We start from the raw sequence: 21,243 nt of genomic DNA on the forward strand, positions 1-21,243 counted from the left end.
GTTTCCTAGCGATTATTTTTGTAATTAGGTCGTTCAAGCATTTGAATACGCTCTTCAATATAACTAATGGCTTGACGACATTTCCCAAGCCGTTTATGCATGGAGAGTATTTCATTTTGTAATTTTAGTTTGTCACGGCTTAAGCAGCTTTCTAATTTTAAATCTAATTCATGTATTCTCTGCTCAAATTTTGATACCCAATTTAAATGTTTATTGAGTTCTTCGTACAGTTGATGGCTACTTTGCATGACGTTACTGGCAATCCATTCAAAACCACTTTTTTGGTGGTTTTTTTTCTGGCGTGAAAGGTAACGAGCGCGTGCACTGGCTTTTTGTTGACGAACTGATTTTAAGTTGAGGTCGGTCGTATTTAATGCACGCTTAACAGCTGAAAACTGATCTTGAATACGCAAACAACTTGTTTCGATTACCTCGGTGGTTAAACCAACTTTAATTCTTTTTTCTAACTGCGTAATGCCTTTTCTTATCTGGTTAATACAAGGGCCCAATTGAGCACCTGTTTGGATAAATAAACTCTCATTGAAACGGTCAACGTTTTGTAGAAGTGTTTTTTGACCTTTTGCTAGGGCTGAGTCGTGCTGTAAAACTTCTTGTTCTAGCTTTTCTAAGTGACGTTTTAATAGACTTAAAGATTCGGTGAGTCTCAAAACCATGCACTCCATGCAAGATGTATCGACATAATGATCACGACACAGATAAAGATAGGTTTTATAAAAGGTGAGCCAAATCGAATAGCGAAATGAGCGCCAATAAAAGATCCTAACATCATGAACATACCCATGGCTAACCCGATGGTAAAATTGACCTTACTCTGAAATAAAAATATCAGTAATGCCGTCAAATTACTGATCAAAGTCATGGAACGAGCAAGAGCACAACTATTGAGAAGAGGTAATTGAAAAAGCTTAGAGGATGAAATTGTCCAAAACGCACCAATGCCAGGTCCCGCAAAACCATCATATCCTCCCCAGAAAAAACCTGTTAACCATTGATAAAGTTTGTTGGGTTTAGATTGTGGTACTTGAGTGTTTTTACAGCCAATGGCGTTCGGATTTAATGCTGTATAAAGCGCAACAGCAATGATCATAATGGGCAACATCTTAACTAACCAGTCATTATCTATCATTAAAACAATAGTGCTGCCAAGTACTGCACCTAAAAAGGTCGCTATTGCGCAATGGTACCAAAGGGTTGGTGAAAAAAATTGTTGTCTGAAGTAAGTCATCGCTGACGTAAAAGAACTGAAGCAAGCGGCTAATTTGTTTGTGCCAAGTGCCATATGAGGAGGGATACCCATCGATAATAACGCCGGTATAGACAGCAATCCACCTCCTCCGACTACAGCATCGATAAACCCAGCACTGACACCGACAGTGAGTAAACTGAGCCACTGACTTGTTTCTAACAACATAAGCATTTACTTCTAGAAAGTGCAATTCGCTTCATTGAATGAAATGATCCGTTTAAATTTTAAAAGATTCGTTAATTCATTTTAAACATAAATTGGTTCGACTGCATTATTCAATGACTTTGCGAAAGGGCGGTAATGCATCAATTAGTGATTTACCATATCGTTTGGTTATTAGACGCCTATCCAAAATAGCGACTCGTCCATAATCTTGTTCCTTACGCAGTAATCGACCACAACTTTGTATTAGCTTTCTCGAAGCGTCAGGTACGGTGAGCTGCATGAAGGGATTACCACCTTTGAGTTTTATATATTCAGCGTGAGCTTGTTCAACTGGTGAGGTTGGTACCGCGAAAGGCAATTTAGTCACTATAAGGTTGGTTAAATAGTCACCGGGTAAATCTAAACCTTCTGAAAAGCTACCAGTACCAAATATCACACTTGGTAGCTGATCATCACAACGTTCAGTATGAGTCTTTAATAACTGTTGCCGAGGCTGTGTACCTTGAACCAGTATAGGGACTTTAACTTTTGATTCTACAAGCTCAAGGGTTTTATCCATTTGCCAATAAGATGCAAATAGCACTAATGTGGCCATTTCACCTTCGATAAGTTTAATTATTTTTTCAGCAAGCTCTTCAGTGAATAAATCGTGAGTGGGTTCAGTCTTCATATGTGGAATAAATAAGGTGCCGTTATTCTCATAATCAAAAGGTGATTGAAGCGCTAAATAGCGACTACCATCTTGCAAGGATAATCCAACTTGATGGCAAAAATGGTCAAATTTATTTAAGGCCCTGAGTGTTGCACTACAGAGCACAACACCTGCCGCTTTTTGCCACAACATGTGCTCAAGCATAAATCCAACTTCGATGGGAGAAGCTTGCAATAGATAATCAGTTTGCTTTCCTGTTAATAGCTCAATCCATCTAGCAGAAGGAGCGCCTTTTGCGCTGTCCTCTTTCGCTATAGACTTCCAAAGTTTGGCTGTATTTTCTAATCGTTGAAGCATAAACCCTGCTTCAGTCACGAGTTGCTCGGCTTGATGTTTAGGAATATCACCATCTTTTATTGCTTCACTCAAAATAGACTGAATTTTCCCTAACTGTTTGACTGCTGAATTTGAGGATGACGTGAGATTTTCAGCTGGGATCACCAAACTTTGAGGGATTTTGCCGTGTTCGAAGCGCCAGCGAGATTCAGGGTTATCGAATTGCTTGAGTTGTGTGTCAAGAAATTGAGCAACCAAATTAGAGGCGCTGACCATTTCAGAAATATGATCCATGATGTTTTGTGCAGGACTAATTATCTGATCGCTTTTAATTTGATTTTGTAATTTGGAAACCGTTTTATTCAGTTTTTCTAACCAATCTATGGTGCCCCTTAACGTGGCTTGGGCACTGGAAAAGTCACGAGCAACAAGGGGAAGGTGATGTGCTTCATCAATGACATAATAAGCTTCTTCAGGATCAGGCAAAATAACACCGCCACCCAATTCTAAATCAGCAAACAATAAACTGTGGTTTACTATCAGTACATCCCACGTATCCATTTCATCACGTGCGCCATGAAAAGGGCATAATCTGTGGGCAGCTACTTGACGATGGCATGAGTGTTTATCGGAAGATATTTGTTGCCATAGATGGTCAGGGATTGGTTTCGTGAGGGTGTCTATTTCACCATTCCATTTACCTTCATGAAAATCTTTAAGTAAGCTTTGTAGCAAATCGATTTGGCTTTGATCTGGTTTTGTTTGCCACATCGCAACTTGAGCACCAGAATCAGAGCCAATCATCATTTCTAATTTTGATAAGCATACATATCGCTGCCTACCTTTTACTAAGCCAAATTTAAAATTTAGTTCTGACTGAGCTAAAAAGAATGGCAAATCCTTATGCAAAAGCTGTTCTTGAAGGGCCACGGTTGCCGTAGCAATGACGACTTTTTTCTTTTGTACCAAACCTAGTGGAATGGTACCTAATAAATAGGATAACGACTTGCCAATGCCTGTACCTGCTTCAACAACAACGATCCGACGATGTTTGTCATACTCACCAGCCAAGGTTTTTGAAATCTCAGCCACCATATAATTTTGCTCTCGGCGAGACACAAAATTAGGTAAAGCTGCTGCTATGTCTTTATAAATAGCGCGGATTTGAGTTTTAACTTTGTCAGCAAGCATAAAAAGTCGGTATCATGGCATAGAGTATAGCTGTATATAATAACAGGCTTAACGGAGTGGGTGTACAAAATATTCCAGTGTTAACAATGTCAAAATGTTAATAACTAATACCAATTACAGTAATTAATCTCTCACTCAGCATGAGCTAAGGAAAGTTACGGAAGAAAGTATACCGATGAGTTCTCGTCAGTCCAGTGTAGACTGGAAACGAAGTAACGACAGTTTTGTATGTCGGTAGTCGAGTGCCTTTGCTTTTTTCTATAAAAGTCACTGGATACCAGCCTTCGCTAGTATGACAAAGATTGGTACTTTCTAAATCGCTCGATCCTTAAAGGGTTTCAGTGCAAGGCACAAGCTCGAAGTACTATATTCCCTACGGCCGCCATACAAAGCTGGCGTTCAACGCACTTCGTGCTTTTGTCGGGACAATTCAAGAACGTGCAACGCAGTAATGGAAATCTTTAGCCTTGCCCTTCGGGAGCTTGTATGCGCACACTTTGGTTTATAAAGAATACTTCACAAAATTATCTCAACGTAGATAACTATGTTTTCACCAATTTCGATTGCACGTTGAGCACATACATAGCTCTGAGTTAAGCAGTAATTGGTATAAACACAAATCATGGTGTTTATGAAGATTATTTAACGGGAATTATTCGCACCATTTGTATACAGTACAGTATGTTTTTAATAACTGTTTGTAGTGTTTAAATGCTTCCGAGTTCAGCGACGAAACCATCAATAGACATTGAAATGCAACCAATGGCGCAATGCAATGTTGGAAGAATTGAAGATGAAAATGTTGTTAAGTTAAGCCGATATTTTCAAGCTGAAAAATTAGTTGATATTGAACATGAAATATCATCACTCTCATTAATAAAAAACGTCTCAGATCTTGAACAGTGGCTCAATCAATTACCATCAATTGAAGGAGTAAGCTTTCAAGTAATACATGAGGGATACTACAGCGTACAAAAACCTAATCCACTTTCTTGCTTTAAAGTTTATTTATTAATTAATGATGAAAAAAAACCTTGGTTAATTAAAAGCTTAAATATACATGCTGATTGTGAATTGAATGTAGTGACCAAAGACTCTACCAAAAATGGAAAAATTTATTCAATACAAGAAATTACTAGTGATGGTAAAGAGTACATAGAAATCAGTTCAGATATAGTTAGACCAGCTTCCTCTGGCATTGTCGCAAAACCACAATCCGTAGCGCGTTCGAGAGTAAATACTGAGTCACAACTAATACTGAATGGATCATTTTTTGAAGAATGCCAAATTCTCATGCGTCGGTTTCTATATCAACCTGTTTCTGGGCAAAACCTATCAGTTGGAGAAATAGCTAGACCAATTCATGGCGCAGTTCATGGAGCTAGAGCGGCAATGTGGATCCCTATATTGATTGCTTTAAGGGCTGAGTTTGGCGAACAACAAGCCATTAATTACCCGAGAGAAAATATTCCATTATTAATGAAAGCGGCATTGTTACATGACTCTGGGCGTAAAGGGGAAGGTAAAGACACCCCTGTATGGGAGAAAAAAAGTGGCGAAAACTGTGAAGATCATTTACTTGCTATTGGCTGCAGTGCTGAGCTAAGTGCTAATTATAAAAACGCTATTATTGGTAAAGATGATGAATATAAAGTAAATAAAAACTTCGACGCCCAATTAGTGCACGATGCAGACTGTTTGGAAATTATGCGATGTAGCAAAAAGTTCTATTTTAACCAACTGAATACAGTAAAAAAATACAGCTCAGATAAAAATAAACTTAAAGAAATATTTAAAATTCTTGATTGTATACAATGCTTTATTCAAGCTCAAGAAGGGAAGCAAGGTTGTGATATTGATACATCTGGACTCAAGTTTCATCATCTTAAAAGCTGTCTTAATCCGTTAACATCCCCCCCTAAACAAGAACTGGAATTCGCTGATAACGTTTTGCACTTTCAACTAAAATTGTTAAGAGAAACAATGCCAACTTTATTTGGTTTATTGGTTCAAAGTACCGGAGGTTTTTCTGAGGATATTTCAAAAACAGTTGTCACATGTAAGCCACTGTCGAGTCAACATGATGTCAGTGAAGTTATCAATATAGAATCGGCAAAAAACACCTTACTAATGGGCAAACTTGCCAATGTCATGGGGATTTTAGTTCCTGATATGCGACTGTATCAGGACAACGGTCGCTATTATTTAGCGGGAGAAAAGGTTGATGAAAGCAATTTTCGAAAAAAGCAGTTTAATGAGATAACAAAACCAGAACTGGCAAAAATATATTTGGTTGCGTCGGTGCTTGGAAATCCTACGGCTTTTATTGATAAAACAGACCAGTGCTGGGTATCAAAGACTGGACAAGTATTGTTGCCTGATTGGGAGGCAAGTGGAGAATACGGTTTTCCCTCAAAAATGGAGAGAAAAGTAGGGTGCTTTGGATCAACTGTTTTCGAACTTAATGGACTGTTAAATCCAAATTCGTTGAGCGCTGAAAAGCTTGGTGTTGCGATACCTCCGGAATTTTTGCATAAAACGGCTGAATTACTAAAGACCATTCCTGAAAAGGAAATTTGTAAAGCAGCGGCTCAATTGCTCAACTTGCCAATTGATGAGTTATTACTACTTATTGAACGATTTGGGCCTGATAAACCTTACGATTTAATGCGCCTAAAACGGGTTGTGATGGAAAGAATCGCTTATTTAGGACGAGTATTCCCTTCAGCTTGCAAGTTACCGTTAACCCCTGCCGAATATGGTGCAATAAAAGCAAGTGGCGTTCGAGGATATTCTATTCCTCTTGATTCTGATGAAATCAAAAATCATCAAGCAAAATTTTATCAATATTACGATGCTCAACTCCAGCCTAAAACGGCGTGTTGGCTAAGGCTCACACCAGAGGCCACACACCAACTTGCCGAACGCTTAGGCTTGCCGATTGAACTGCAACATCCATTAAACAAAATAAATAATACCGTCGAATGGTTGCAAGACTCCCCGGAAATGACAAATCAAATCCGATGCAGCATTTTAGATACATTAGAGCAAATTGCATGGTTAAAAAGTGAATGTCAAAGATTGTTTAAAAGCTCGCGGCTACCAGAAGTGCAAGAAATAAGCATTTTTCTTCGACAATTTGAAGAAATTGAAACGATTTTAAACGACTTTTTAACTTGTAAAAATGGTGATGTATTACAGATAAAACCTCATATAAATATAATTAAAGTGTTGCCAAGAATATTCCCTTCTAGGGTACTAACTGCAGAATTTGATCCCAAAACTCAATTTAAATCAAGAGACTTTCGTTATTACAGGGCGTGGGAAAACGAAACAAAAATTGCGGTAGAGCATGATAAGTTTCTCAGTGTTAATTTGGAACTCCCAATTAATGGGGAGCAAAGTAAATCGCTGGCAATACAGTTTTTTGGAGATACAGCTGCAAATTCGCAAGCTTTACATGGAGTCGTTAAGTTAACCGTAAATGGGGAAAAATATGAAGATGTAGCCTCTTTGTTTAAAGGATTAGAATTGATCGGTGTATCGGATGCGCGTCAGACTAAATTGTCTATCCAAAACCAATACTTAGATTCAATAGCGCAATGTTATGGGGTTGAATTAGAAGAAAAGTTTGAACATCATGAAAATATTAATCGTGAGTGTTGGCTGCAAAGGCGTACGGGCTTAACTCGTGAGCTAAATTGGCAAGAGAATCATGCTGTAATGAATGGGGAGTGGGTCTTTTATCGACCAGAAACTGATTCAGTAAAAAAAGCTGAGGGTGATAGTTGTATGATTCTTCATAACTATAAATTATATAGGAATTTCCCACAGCAAACGATATTGAATATTTTCCATTCAGGAGAGAACCTGTTGTCTCGAATTGAAAGGTTAAGGATCGGACAGCTAAAATTTGTCAGTTCAACATTTCCCAAGTCCAGCTCTGAAGGAGCAAACTTTGTTTTTATGAAGTTATGCCCACACGATGAAAGCACAAAGGGGATGTGTTGTTTTAAAATTAAACCCTCAACTTTACTCAGAACAGACATCATTGTTTTCCATTATACCGCAACCCAATGTGGTGTGCTTAATCGGCACAAAGAAAGTTATAAGCCAAGCGCTGTAACGTTCAAAGGTATGACAAAATTTGAACATAATGAAACCATTTTACCATTTATCAATTTTGAAGAAGTCCAAGCACTATCTGAATCGTCGATGATAGATGTAAATAATCACGTACTAAGGGATAGAGAACAAGGGCATAATACCTTACCTGATCAATTGGTTAATTGGTCTGATGGAAGGCCTTTGGCAAGTTTTTTTGAGCAACTTAATTTCACTGGAATCAAAACTCTTGAATTAAAAGAGCTTGATTTAACTCAAAAAGTGCTAGGAAATAAATTATTACAAGCTGAATTATATAAATGTAAATTGACAACAGCCCAATTTGCGGCAACCTTGTTCGTGCAGTGCAGCCTTATTAAATGTATTTTTATTGATAGTGAGTTAAATAAAAGTGTAATTACAGTCCGTAACCTAAAATTTGAACAGTGTAATTTTAGAGGTACTGACTTAAGAAATTTAGAGTTTGATAATTGTACATTTGTAGACTGTGATTTTTATGAAACTAAAATGGATATTAGGACAATTCAGCAGTCATTTTTTACTTTCGACAAAATCGATTTTTGCTCAAGTGATGATGAAAGATCCATACATAGTGTGAGGTTACTGCAACACACCATCTTACTTGGTGAATCTCCAGACTTTAGGGAGTACGCCAAAGCGCCTAAAGTTAATTTATTTACTCGGTTGACTAGAGCCCTAGGTGTTAAGTCGCAGTTCAGTTCTTTGCGACAATATCGATATCTTAAATTTGTGGAAGCAGATTATTCAGTTGAAAAGATTGAGATGATGGAACGTATAGGCTTGTTTACTGACCATGAAGCATGGAATTCAGTAGTCCAAAGAAGAGTCCTTAACGAGATTAAAACTAATCCCTCTTATTATCCAAGTAAAATAATTGAAAAAAGATTAGCATATTCTTTTAAGATAAAATTTAATTTGGCACCGAACACTACGGAATGTAGGGCTGCAAAAGTTATATTGACTAATTTTAAAGATTTTGAGCTCATAAAGTTACTGCGACAAGTAGATAGTGAGAAGATAGAGCTACATCATTTAAAACACATGAAATTATTTCCTCAAGGATTTCTGGATTTATGCGCTCTAGACATATTGAGTAAAAAGGAGAAGTTTGAGTACATAATGGATTACCTTTGCATTTATATGGAAGACAAAGAAAGGAGTCTTCAGGATTTTAATGAAAGAATAGATATGTTTTTTAAAGTCATTTACGCCCCTCAACTTTCAGTAAAAATAGCGGCTCGACTTGAAACGTTACATTTTGATAGTCAGTTAATATACACTTTCATATTTAATGTTATGCGAGATGAACAAAGTGAAAGGCTTGTAGGGGGAGATAATAGATATAAACTTATTGCAATGAATTATCGTGAAACCCAAAAAGCAAAAGGAGAAAGATATAAACACTTAGATACACAATTTTTAGATTTATGCTGGGAAAAATACAAATCAAATTTAAAGCATAGTTAATTGGTACGAATGGTATAAAATGTGTGTTTTGTCACCCTCAGGGATTAAATGAAAGTTCTCAAAGGCTTGATATTAACAAGAAGGTGTTTAACTCAGGGCTCACATAGTTTGCTTGAATATTATATTCTAACAAATGATGGGGCGGTTAGAGTCGTTGTTGATAACAAATGTTGGATGTGCTTTTGTCTAACCAGTGACTCTAGTAAGCTCAAAAATATATCCAAAAACCTTATTCACCAAATAAAACCCCTTCAATTAACTAATTTTGAAAAACAACCTGTTTCAGTTTTATATTTTTTTAATCGTCAAAGTTTTAAAACAATGCAGAGGCTTGCATTAGATCTTTCTATTCCATTATACGAAGCAGATATAAAGCCTGAGAATAGGTTTTTAATAGAAAGGTTTGTTCATTTTGATGCTGAATTTTTAGGCGATTTCTCTCAAAAAAGCGACGATGGCTCGAAAAGTTTTATAGCAACTAAAGCAAGAAAAGCCTCCACCATCAATTTAAAACCTAAATGCATATCTTTAGATTTTGAGTGTAGCCCGTTTAATGAAATTTACTCAGTAGGGCTTTATGCTGACGGCTATCGAAAAGTCATAATGGTTGGTGAATCTGAGAATAACAGTCCAGATTACGTATTTTGGGTGGCTGACGAACAAGCATTGATATTTGCGCTTATTGAATGGTTTAAAAATTACGATCCCGACGTCATTATTGGTTGGGCTGTTGTGGTGTTTGATCTTGCATTATTGTCTAAACGGGCTGAGTTTCATCATATTCCATTAACACTTGGAAGAAATCAGCAATTACTGAGCTGGAAGGTTGATGGGAAATATCGTCCTGAAACGCTATCACTGCCAGGAAGGGTTGTGCTTGATGGTATCGATTGGTTAAAAGCCGCTTTTTATTCTTTCGAAAGTTTTTCTCTTGAAAATGTTTCACGTGAGTTATTGGACGAAGGTAAAGCCATTGACAACGTAAAAGGGCGTGGCACTAAAATTAATGAAATGTTTGAAAATGATAAATTATCTTTAGCGCATTACAATATTACCGATTGTCGATTAGTTTGGGATATTTTTGAAAAAACTAAACTGTTGGACTTTGCTATTGCTCGATCTCGGTTAACAGGACTAGAGTTCGGTCGTGTAGGAGCTTCGATTGCTGCCTTCAATAACTTATATTTACCACATTTACATCGACATGGTTATGTCGCACCAGGATCACCAGCAAGTAATGGGTTAGAAAGTCCGGGTGGATACGTTATGGATTCGGTGCCCGGTTTATATAAAAATGTGATACTTCTGGACTTTAAGAGCCTTTACCCATCAATTATTCGAACTTTTTTGATTGATCCCAAGGGGTTGATTGAAGGTTTATTAACCGTAGATGATCAAAAGAGTGTCGATGGATTCCTTGGCGCTCGATTTGCTCGTGAAAACCCTATACTCCCCTCATTAATTGCTGAATTAACATCAAAAAGGGAGCTAGCAAAAAAATCTGGCGATGCACCTTTATCTCAAGCCATTAAAATTATAATGAATTCACTTTACGGTGTACTTGGCTCAACAGGCTGTGTATTCCATGATGCAAAATTAGCAAGTTCAATCACCATGCGTGGCCATCAAATCATGAAACAAACACAAAAATGGATTGAAAATGAAGGCTGCCAAGTTATCTATGGTGATACAGATTCAACCTTTATATGGATAGGTGATTCAATCAATGAAAATGAAGCCAAACAAAAAGGACATGATTTGGTGAGCATAATCAATCGGAACTGGAATCAAGAATTAAAAAAAACCTATAACTTAGAGTGTTTTTTAGAGCTTGAGTTCGAAAGACTTTATGAACAATTCTTCATGCCGACATTAAGAGGGTCTGAGTTAGGCAGTAAAAAGCGGTATGTAGGCACTTTTCGCAATGAGCAGCAGCAAATAGAATTGATCTTTAAAGGGATGGAAAATGTACGTAATGATTGGAGCAAACTTGCTAAGCGTGTGCAATTTGAACTTTATACACGACTATTTGAAGGACGTCCTTTAAGTGAGTTTTTAAGTGAGCAAATATCTCTATTAAGAATGGGGAAGCTTGATTATGAGTTGTTGTTTTCAAAGAAGTTATCTCGTGATTTAGACAAATACTCAGCAAAGGCATCACCTCATGTAAAAGTGGCGCAATCGTTATTAACAGAGACAGGTGATGAGGCTTATCGTAAACGAGGTACAAGGATTGATTACTTAATCACAGTACTTGGCCCCCAAGCGTTACAATTAAAAACTGCCGAGATCGATTACCAATATTACGTAGATAAGCAACTAAAGCCAATCGCAGAACCTGTTTTTGCAGCTGCGGGAGAATCATTGACAAATGTACTATCCAACCAATTGAATTTGTTATAATCATAGTGAAAATATGAACAATGTTTAATTACATAAGTTGGGAGTAAATCTATAGTTTTGATATAAGAATGGCATCTCTATGAATTAAGTATAAACATCGGACGTTTTACTGAGCTTCATTAATTAGTCAAAACGTCAGAGGATTTACTTACTTATGAAAGTATCGATCTTAGCTACAACTCTTGCGACAATTTTAGTTGCTCCTTCTATTTCTGCAATGCCAATTTATTCTGATCATATTAACTCTGTAACGGGTTATGGTGCCTTAGGGGTATCTGTGATTAACACGAATGATCAAACTGAGCTCGTAAATGGTGGTAGCAGTGTAGGGTTAAACTTTAGCCATAAACTTGAATCAGGTTGGGATGTAATAGGGCAGTTTGAGTGGGGCGTAAACCCTGTAGGTGAAAGTAAGATAGTTTTTAACAGTGACAGTTTAGTTGAACAACTAGACGGTGACTTTTTTTATAATCGCATAGGCTATGTAGGCTTCAAGCATGATAAGTACGGTACTGTTACTTTTGGTAAACAGTGGGGAGCTTGGTTCGATGTCGTAAAAGATACAGATTATGGCGCTGTTTGGGATGGGAACGCGGCTGGCGTGAATACCTTCTTATCAGATGGTGGCATAAATGGTGTAGGGCGCAGCGAACAGACTATCCAATATAGGAATGTTTACGACAATTTAAGTATTGCACTACAAATGCAGATAAAAAAAGATAGTTTTGATATTAATGAAAACAACGGGAATAGTCCGTTTCCACAAATGGGAACACGAAACCAACAAAAAATAGTAATCGATAATGACGGCCGCATGAGCGAAGTGGAATATGGTAATACTTATGGAGTAAGTATGCGTTACATCATTAACCCCGACTTTACTATTACTGCGGGATACAATCGTGGTGAGTTTGATGTGAACCATGTTAATGGTGGCCAAACTTCAGAAATTGACGATATTTATGGTGCAGGAATAGTTTACGGCAAATGGAAACATGTTGGTTTATACGCTGCAGCAAACTATAGCCAAAGTCATTATCATGATACCGATAACATAGGTAGAATCTTACCAGAAAGCGAAGGCGTTGAAGCTGTCGTGTCCTATTTATTTAAAAACGATATAAGAGCTTATGTGCAGTATGATGTATTAAATGCTGGTACTGAATACCAGAAAGCTTATTCAGGAGATAATTTCCTACGAGAAAACGTCATAGCAAGTTTACAGTTTCAGTGGGACCCACAAACCTTAATTTATCTCGAAGAACGATTTGATTTCAGTGATTTCAACGGTGCACACAAATCTGCAATGGAGCCATATGATGATGGTGGAATTGCAGTAGGTTTGAAATATAAATTTTAATCTCAGTAGGGTAAATTCCTTGCCGCTTGCGGCGGACTAACGTCTTTATCTAACTAATTGATACCTCGCCCCTTGGGGCGGGGTGATTCATTAAAAGATAGCAGTCTGTTTGCTATCTTTTTTCATTTTGTCCGAAACAAGCTATAGAACAAATGTTACTCATTTGTAAATAATTCTGTGAATTAGTTATCAATACACTCGTACATACCGATAAAATTAGTTAAACCTCTCTATATTTTTTCCACGCTTCCTTTTTAAAATAACAACAACTAATTACCGCTCAAATAATAAACGAAAAAAATCAATATTATCTAACTCATTGTTTTTTTAATGGTTAATATATATTTTAGATTAATTAATCTACATATGGCATTTAAAAGTAAAAACACTGTTTATATTATTTACAAAAAGTTCAATAAATTTGTCATAAATGTTGATTAAATGTTTCCAATGTGATTTTATTGCGTCAGTAATTTTTCAAAGTGATAACCTTACTTTGCTAAAAATCAAAAACTATCCGTCAGTATTTAGAACGGTAGATTATAAGAAGTGTTATACCCAGGGAGATAGAGAATGCTTAAGAACAATCTGATAGCAAAATCAGTAAGATTTGCACTGATCGGTGGTGCAGCAACAGCTGCATTGACAACTGCACCAACAGTTTTTGCTGCTGAAGAAGGTGACAAAGTAGAACGTATTGCTGTTACAGGTTCACGAATTCAACGTGCTGACTTGGAAACTGCACAACCAGTATTAAGTGTTCAACGTGAAGATTTGCTTGCTTCAGGTTTGACATCGGTTGGTGATTTCATTAACCAACTTACTATTGGCGCTGCTTCGATTAATACGCAAAGTAACAACGGTGGCGACGGTTCTACTCGTTTAAGTTTACGTAACTTAGGTTCAGGGCGCGTACTTGTATTAGTAAATGGTCGTCGTTGGGTAGGAGATGGTGGCTCTGTTGATTTAAATACTATCCCATCAACAATCATTAAGCGTATCGATATCCTGAAAGACGGCGCTGCTGCAGTTTATGGTTCAGATGCTATCGCTGGTGTTGTAAACGTAATTACACGTGATGATTTTGAAGGTGTTGAGCTAAGCGCTTACACTGGCGGCTCTGAGCGTGGTGATGGTGAACAAGATCAATTTGATATATCAATCGGTCAAGCAGGTGAAAAAGGCTCTGTTTATTTCAATGCGTCATATGTAAAAACATTACCTATTTGGGCTGGAGATCGCCGTCTTTCTCGGGAGCCAGTATTTGGGACAGGAAATACACAAGGTAGTTCTGGTACACCAAGTGGTCGTATTACATTTGTCGATGACAATGACAACTATAATAATGTGACATTGAATGATGACTTCACATATAATGGAACTAACCCAATAGCTCCTACTTATGATGCTGACGGTAACATTACTAATGCAGATGAAAACAACTATCATACATTTACTAATGATGACCGTTATAATTATGCTCCGGTAAACTATTTACTTACTCCTCAAGAAAGGTGGAGTGCATTTGTTCAAGGTAAATATGAGCTGTCTGATGACGTTCGATTATCGAGTGAAGTCCTGTTCAATCATCGTGAATCTTCTCAGTTATTAGCTCCAGCACCACTGTTTATTGGTCCTTGGGCGGGTGGCGCGCAGTCATTAGACCCAACAGTTGTTTCTGCAGAGAATATTTATAACCCATTTGGGCAAGATATTTTTGCTCCGGATGAAGACGGTGATGCGGCTACAGTTGGTTTTATTGGCCGAAGAATGCTTGAAGGTGGTGGTCGTGTATTTAGGCAAACTAAGGACACTTGGCGCTTTGGTATGGCTTTAGACGGTGATTTTGAATTCTTAAGCCAAGATTGGGGATGGTCATTAGGGTATTCATTTGCTGAAAATGCAGGTACAGACTATGCAGAAGGTAAATACGTAACCACACGTATTCGCCATGCATTGAGTGCTGAGTGTAATGCTGACCCAAGTTGTGTTCCGCTAAACTTATTCGGTGGTGAAGGTGCAATCACTAAAGAACAGTTAGATTATATTTCATACAATGAGCATAACACTAACGGTGACACGTTAATTAATTACTCTGCTAACTTATCAGGCGCGCTAGTCGAACTACCCGCTGGCCCATTAGGAGTTGCTGTTGGTTGGGAATATCGTCGTGAAAAAGGTTTTGATAGCCCTGATTACATTGTCACATCTGGTCAAACTTCAGGTAATGCGCGTAAAGCAACAGAAGGTTCATTCTCTGAATATGCATATTATCTAGAACTGAATGTTCCAGTTTTAGCAGATATGCCATTTGCAGAATCATTAGAGTTTGACTTTGCAATTCGTCAAACTGAATTAGAGAATTCTGTAGGCCTTAAAAATGATAATACATCTGGTAAAGTTGCAATGGCTTATAAGCCAATCTCGGATGTGTTAGTGAGAGCGAGTTGGTCACAAGGTTTCAGGGCTCCGACAATTAATAACTTATTTGGCGGGTTAAGTACAACTTTCCCAACGGTTACCGACCCTTGTAATGATGGTGGCGGTAGTTTGCCTGGTTGTTCAGGTGTGCCTGATGGTTATTCTCAACCAAACAGTCAAGTTCAAGGTCAGGTTGGCTCAAACTCTAACCTAACACCAGAAACGTCTGAAAGCATCAGTGCTGGTATTGTTTATTCTCCATCTTCATTAGAAGGATTTGATGTTTCAGTTGATTATTGGGATATTCAGATAGATGACCGTATTACTCGTGCAGGGCATCAACAAGTGTTAGATACTTGTGCTGGCGTAGCTGGTGAAACGAATCATCCTGTAGCTGAATTTTGTGACCAAATTCTACAGCGCGCACCAGGTGGTACACCAGTTTTATTTGCAAACCCGTCCTTGAACCTAGGTAGTCTCAATACAAGTGGTTTCGATTTGACAATGAACTATGGCTTCGAAACCAGTGTAGGTGATTTCCGAGTGTCTTGGGATAACACCTATACTGACAATTATTCAGTAACGAATAATGAAGGTGTAGAGACCAAGTTTGCTGGTGAAATTGGGTTGCCACGTTTAAAATCGAACTTGACTCTTTCATGGGGTATGGATGACTTAAGTGCTACTTGGAAAACACGCTTAATTACGGACCAAAGAGATGATTGTCGCAGTGCTTATGCAGATTTCGACTTGTGTAATGCGTCAGAAACGGATGCAGATGGTGACGTAACTTACTTCCGTGACTTAGGTGATTACTATGTACATGATTTACAAGTCGGTTACTACTTCACTGAGTTGAACTCAAGATTTACACTGGGTGTAAATAATGTGTTTGATGAAGAGCCACCTTTAGCGCCAAATCAAACAAACTCGTTTGATGGTACGCAGTATGATGGTACTGGACGTTATTTCTACGGACGTCTAACCGTTAACTTTTAATATTTAGTTTTTAAAAGTTAGTATGAAAATGCTGCCATTTGGCAGCATTTTTTTTAGAGGTTATAACATGAAAAAAAAAATAGATGTTAAAAAAGTCATTATTGTTGGTGGTGGAACTGCTGGATGGATGACGGCAGCAATGCTAAGCAAACTGTTAGGCACTCAAATTGAAATTACCCTTGTGGAGTCAACGACTGTCGGAACAGTTGGCGTCGGTGAGGCTACCATTCCAAGTATTCAACTATTTAATAGTACATTGGGTATCAATGAAACAGATTTTGTTAAAGCCACTCAGGCTAGTTTTAAATTAGGGATTCAGTTCGAAGGTTGGGGAAATGAAGACTCTGACTATATGCATGCCTTCGGTGTCATAGGAAAAGACTTAGGTTTATCTAGTTTTCATTATTATTGGCTACAACAGGCTGAATCCGCAAAAAAGTTTTGGGATCACTCTTTAAATTATCAAACAGCCAAAGCTAATAAATTTTCACTAACTAAAACACAAAATGAAGAATTAGCTTATGCCTATCATTTCGATGCTAATTTGTATGCTCAATATCTAAAAAAAATAAGTCTATCGCAAGGTGTTAAGTGTGTCGAAGGATTTATTTCTGAAGTTAGGCTTAATGATGAATCTGGCTTTATCCAAGAAATTGAATTAGAGACTGGAGAAATACTAAGCGCAGATCTATTTATTGATTGTTCTGGGTTTAAAGGGTTATTGATTGAGCAAGCATTAAATACAGGTTTCGATGACTGGTCAGATTATTTACCATGCGACCATGCTTGGGCAGTACCATCAGAAAAAATTGATTCTATAAAACCTTACACACGATCTATAGCAAGAGATGCTGGTTGGCAGTGGCAAATACCTCTTCAGCACAGGGTCGGCAATGGTTTGGTGTTTTCTAGTACATATATGAGCCCTGATACCGCAAAAAAGAAACTTATTGCCAGCCTACCAAGTAAGCCACTCGCAGAGCCTAAGTTAATCAAATTTAAAACAGGTATGCGAAAGAAGCAATGGAACAAAAACTGTGTAGCTATAGGGTTATCAAGCGGATTTCTTGAACCTTTAGAATCAACCAGTATTCACTTGATTCAATCTGCAATCTTACGCTTAATACAACTATTTCCAAAAACAATAACAACAGAAATAGAAGATGAGTTTAATCATTTATCTAGAATGGAGTTTGAAGAAATCCGTGACTTTATCATTCTACATTATCATTTAAATAATAGACGAACTAGTTTTTGGAAATATTGTAGAGAAATGGACATTCCTGAAAGTTTGTCTCGAAGAATTAGATTGTTTACAAAACATGCAAGAACAAACATTGGGAATCAGGAATTGTTTTCAGCGACGGCTTGGCAACAAGTAATGATAGGGCAAGGCATTATACCTGAAAATAATCATCCGATAAGCAATGTGGCGAACGAAAAACAAACAAAAGCATTTATGCAACATAATAAATTAAGAATACGAGAAATTGTAAAAGGTTATGAAAGTCATGAATCTTTTTTCATCTAAACATTTTACTCAAATTTAAGTTGGCTACATATATTGACACTGGTCAATGTTTTGTGGAATTATGCCAACGGGTCTATGCCTTTAGCGGCATAGAAAAGGGAAAATAAAAACAAACGTAAGATAAAGCTGTGCTTATGTGATGGTATGTTGTTACTGGTAATGCAGGGCTTCTTTATCAGTAAGTTAACACTTTTTAATTCACTTCAAATTGGTTGGGAACTATGTCCAAGGTAAGCAATAGAACTAAAATCGCTACTGCTCTGGTAGGTGCTATGGCATTAGCCAGTAGTAACCTAGTAGCAGCAGATCCTCTTGCCGACGCACAAAAAGCTGATACTCAAATTCACGCTGATGCTGCTAAGTCGCAAAAGAAAATTGACAAATATTTTGATCAAGCACAAGACATGCTTTTTGAGTATGGTTCTGTTGCAGATGAACGTGAGTCGTTAAAATCTTATAATGACTATGTTGCAAAGTTAGTTGCCGATCAACAAGCTACTATCAATGATATTCAATCGGACATTGATGGTGTAGATGCATTGCGTCAAGGCGTTGTTCCTCTAATGTTTAAGATGGTTGACGCATTAGAAAACTTCATCAAACTAGACTTGCCGTTTAACCTTGAAGCACGTTTAAACCGTGTTGCAAACCTTCGAGCAACTCTAGATTCGTCAAACGTAACACTAGCTGAAAAGTATCGTTTGATTCTTGATGCGTACAGCATTGAGCGTGGCTACGGCGCAAGCTCTATTGCTCGTGAAGGTCAATTAAATATCGGCGGTAAAGAACTACTTGTAGATTTCGTAAGCTTCGGACGTGTTGGTTATTACGCGCAAAGCTTAGATCAAAAGCAAGCTTGGATGTATAACAAGGAAACTAAATCTTGGGATGTGCTAAGCGATGGTTACTTGCGTAACCTTTCTAAAGCAATTAAGCAGGCTCGTGGTCAAGGCGCTCCTGATATGTTTGCTCTACCAATCCCAGCTGCGGAGGCTGCACAATAATGAAAAAGTTAATTACATCCGCGCTAGTGGCTGCTAGCTTTTCTTTAACGGCTGGCATGGTTAGTGCTGCTGATGCACCAACATCTATCGATCAGTTGTTGCAACAAGTAAAAGCTGACCGTAAAAGCGACGCAAGAATAAATAAAAAGCGTGAAGCAGAATTTAAAGCTGAACGTGGTGATAAAGCCGCATTACTAAAGCGTGAAAAGCGCGCTTTAGCCAATGAAAAACAACGTGGCAAAGATTTGAACCAAGCCTTCTTAGACAACGAACGTAAGATTGCTCAATTAGAAGCCGATCTTATTGTTGCTCAAGGTGATTTGGGTGAAATGTTTGGTGTTGTTAAAGGTGAAGCCGGAGATTTCTCAGGTAAGCTTGAAGCTTCAAACATCAGCGCTCAGTATCCTGGACGTGAAAAGTTTATAGCTGAATTAGGTGCTCGTAAACAGCTTCCTAAAATTCATGAACTAGAAAAGTTCTGGGAAGAGCAACTTTTCGAGATGGTTCAACAAGGCAAAATTGTAAAATTTAACGCTGAAATTACTGGTATAGATGGTAGTGTTCATAATTCAGAAGTAACACGTGTTGGTGTATACAATCTTCTTGCTGATGGACATTATGTTGTTTACAAGCCTGAGCTTGGCTTGATTCAAGAGCTAGCGCAACAACCAGGTGGCGAGCACGTTTCAAGTGTTAAAGATTATGTAGGTACAACTTCAGGTTACGAAAAATTATTTGTAGACCCTGCACGCGGTACATTACTTAATGTTTTCACTCAAAAAGCAACCATTGAAGATCGAATTGAAGCGGGTGGACCAATTGGTTACATCATCATCGGTATTCTAGTTATTGGTGCTGCACTTGCTTTATTCTTGATGTTCTCACTATTCAGTGTTGGCGCTAAGGTTAATGCACAGCGTAAAAACTTAGGCACTCCAGGTAACAACCCACTTGGTCGTATTTTGAAGGCTTACCATGACAATAAGAATTCAGATGTTGAAACCATTGAGTTAAAACTTGACGAAGCTATTTTGAAAGAAACACCTGCACTTGAAAAAGGCTTATCAATCATTAAAGTTTTTGCTGCTATTGCACCTATGATGGGTCTACTTGGTACTGTTACCGGTATGATTGCAACTTTCCAAAGTATTCAATTATTTGGTACGGGCGATCCTAAACTTATGGCTGGTGGTATTTCTATGGCACTTATCACAACTGTTCAAGGTTTGATTGCTGCATTGCCTCTAATGTTACTACACGCGATTGTTTCAGCTAAAAGTAAGTCTGTTGTTCAAGTTCTAGAAGAACAAAGCGCAGGTCTTGTTGCACAGCACGCTGAGAAGAGGGCTGACTAATGATGCTATTCCTGATGGACATTTGGGATTCCGTCAGGGGCTTCATGGCCTCCGGAGGCAACGTCCTCTGGCTGGTTGCGGGAGTACTGTTCCTAATGTGGGTTTTAATGCTTGAACGTTATTGGTACCTTAATTGGATTATGCCAACTAAAAATAAAGCAATTATCGCTGCATGGGACGCACGAGAAGATTCGACTTCTTGGTACGCTCACCGCATTCGTGAAGCTTGGGTATCCCAGGCCAAACAAGAACTAAACGCGGGTATGTTGATTATCAAAACGCTGGTTGCTGCTTGTCCTATGATTGGACTGCTTGGAACAGTGACAGGGATGATTACCGTATTTGATGTGATGGCAGTTCATGGTACGGGTAATGCTCGTATGATGGCCGCTGGTATTTCCATGGCGACCATGCCGACAATGGCGGGAATGGTTGCAGCATTATCAGGAGTATTTTTTAGTACTCGTCTTGATGCAAAAATGAAAATCAGCATGGAAAAGCTAAAAGATAGCTTGCCACACCACTAGAGAGAGATTGAACATGGCACGTAAAAAGCATTCTGGCGTAGAGGATGAAGCACAGATCGATATGACTCCGATGCTCGACATCGTTTTCATTATGTTGATCTTCTTTATTGTAACTACGTCGTTCATCAAGCCATCGGGTCTTGATTACAATAAGCCAGAAGCATCGCAGGCAACGACTAAGAAGTCCGCGAATATCTTCATCGGCGTAAGCAGTACAGGCGTTATTAAAATGGAAAACCGTCAGGTTGACATTGAGCGTGTAACGGCAAACGTTGAACGTATGTTGGCTGAGTCCCCTGAAGCTGCGGTACTGATTGAAGCTGATAAAAAAGCGGAACACGGTATAGTCGTTAAGGTACTCGATAGTGTTAAAAAAGCTGGCATAGATAAAGTTTCTGTTTCAGCAGGGAAGGATTAAT

12 protein-coding genes are annotated in these 21,243 nt (G+C 38.1%); 9 read left to right on the plus strand and 3 right to left on the minus strand.

The window, feature by feature from the left end:
• Positions 1 to 5: 5 nt before the first annotated feature.
• The 3 genes from E2I05_RS06220 to dinG form a co-directional block, all read right to left on the minus strand.
• Positions 6 to 674 (minus strand): primosomal replication protein, encoded by a 669-nt coding sequence (locus E2I05_RS06220; RefSeq protein ID WP_121852223.1) that lies wholly within the window; start codon positions 672 to 674, stop codon positions 6 to 8.
• On the minus strand, positions 665 to 1,438 hold the full coding sequence (locus tag E2I05_RS06225) for a sulfite exporter TauE/SafE family protein (RefSeq protein WP_121852224.1): 774 nt from the start codon (positions 1,436 to 1,438) through the stop codon (positions 665 to 667). Before E2I05_RS06225 ends, E2I05_RS06220 begins: the two co-directional genes overlap by 10 nt.
• A gap of 100 nt (positions 1,439 to 1,538) precedes the next feature.
• On the minus strand, positions 1,539 to 3,611 hold the full coding sequence (gene dinG / locus E2I05_RS06230) for an ATP-dependent DNA helicase DinG (RefSeq protein WP_121852225.1): 2,073 nt from the start codon (positions 3,609 to 3,611) through the stop codon (positions 1,539 to 1,541).
• 711 nt (positions 3,612 to 4,322) lie between these two features.
• Here dinG and E2I05_RS06235 point away from each other — a divergent pair.
• The 9 genes from E2I05_RS06235 (at position 4,323) to E2I05_RS06275 (ending at position 21,242) form a co-directional block, all read left to right on the plus strand.
• Entirely contained in the window at positions 4,323 to 9,224 is a 4,902-nt protein-coding gene (locus tag E2I05_RS06235) for a SidE phosphodiesterase domain-containing protein (protein WP_121852226.1), read from the plus strand.
• Between the two features lie 48 nt (positions 9,225 to 9,272).
• Complete coding sequence (locus E2I05_RS06240; protein WP_121852227.1) at positions 9,273 to 11,627, plus strand: DNA polymerase II; 2,355 nt, start codon at positions 9,273 to 9,275, stop codon at positions 11,625 to 11,627.
• Between the two features lie 154 nt (positions 11,628 to 11,781).
• A complete protein-coding gene (locus tag E2I05_RS06245; RefSeq protein ID WP_121852228.1) occupies positions 11,782 to 12,987 on the plus strand; it encodes a porin in 1,206 nt (401 codons plus the stop codon).
• A 573-nt stretch (positions 12,988 to 13,560) separates the two neighbouring features.
• Complete coding sequence (locus E2I05_RS06250) at positions 13,561 to 16,407, plus strand: TonB-dependent receptor domain-containing protein (RefSeq protein ID WP_121852229.1); 2,847 nt, start codon at positions 13,561 to 13,563, stop codon at positions 16,405 to 16,407.
• Positions 16,408 to 16,474: 67 nt separating this feature from the next.
• Positions 16,475 to 17,938, plus strand: coding sequence for a tryptophan halogenase family protein (locus E2I05_RS06255; protein WP_165905433.1), 1,464 nt, complete (start codon positions 16,475 to 16,477; stop codon positions 17,936 to 17,938).
• Between the two features lie 221 nt (positions 17,939 to 18,159).
• The gene (locus E2I05_RS06260) at positions 18,160 to 18,942 is read left to right on the plus strand and encodes a DUF3450 domain-containing protein (protein ID WP_121852231.1); all 783 of its coding nucleotides are present in this window, start codon (positions 18,160 to 18,162) and stop codon (positions 18,940 to 18,942) included.
• Positions 18,942 to 20,297: a MotA/TolQ/ExbB proton channel family protein gene (locus E2I05_RS06265; protein WP_121852232.1), complete on the plus strand. Its 1,356-nt coding sequence runs from the start codon at positions 18,942 to 18,944 to the stop codon at positions 20,295 to 20,297. The genes E2I05_RS06260 and E2I05_RS06265 overlap by 1 nt, the downstream gene beginning before the upstream one ends.
• Positions 20,297 to 20,824, plus strand: coding sequence for a MotA/TolQ/ExbB proton channel family protein (locus E2I05_RS06270; protein ID WP_121852233.1), 528 nt, complete (start codon positions 20,297 to 20,299; stop codon positions 20,822 to 20,824). The genes E2I05_RS06265 and E2I05_RS06270 overlap by 1 nt, the downstream gene beginning before the upstream one ends.
• Before the next feature lie 13 nt (positions 20,825 to 20,837).
• Complete coding sequence (locus E2I05_RS06275; RefSeq protein WP_121852234.1) at positions 20,838 to 21,242, plus strand: ExbD/TolR family protein; 405 nt, start codon at positions 20,838 to 20,840, stop codon at positions 21,240 to 21,242.
• Position 21,243 lies beyond the last annotated feature (1 nt).

Source organism: Parashewanella spongiae (assembly GCF_004358345.1).
Lineage (GTDB): Bacteria > Pseudomonadota > Gammaproteobacteria > Enterobacterales > Shewanellaceae > Parashewanella > Parashewanella spongiae.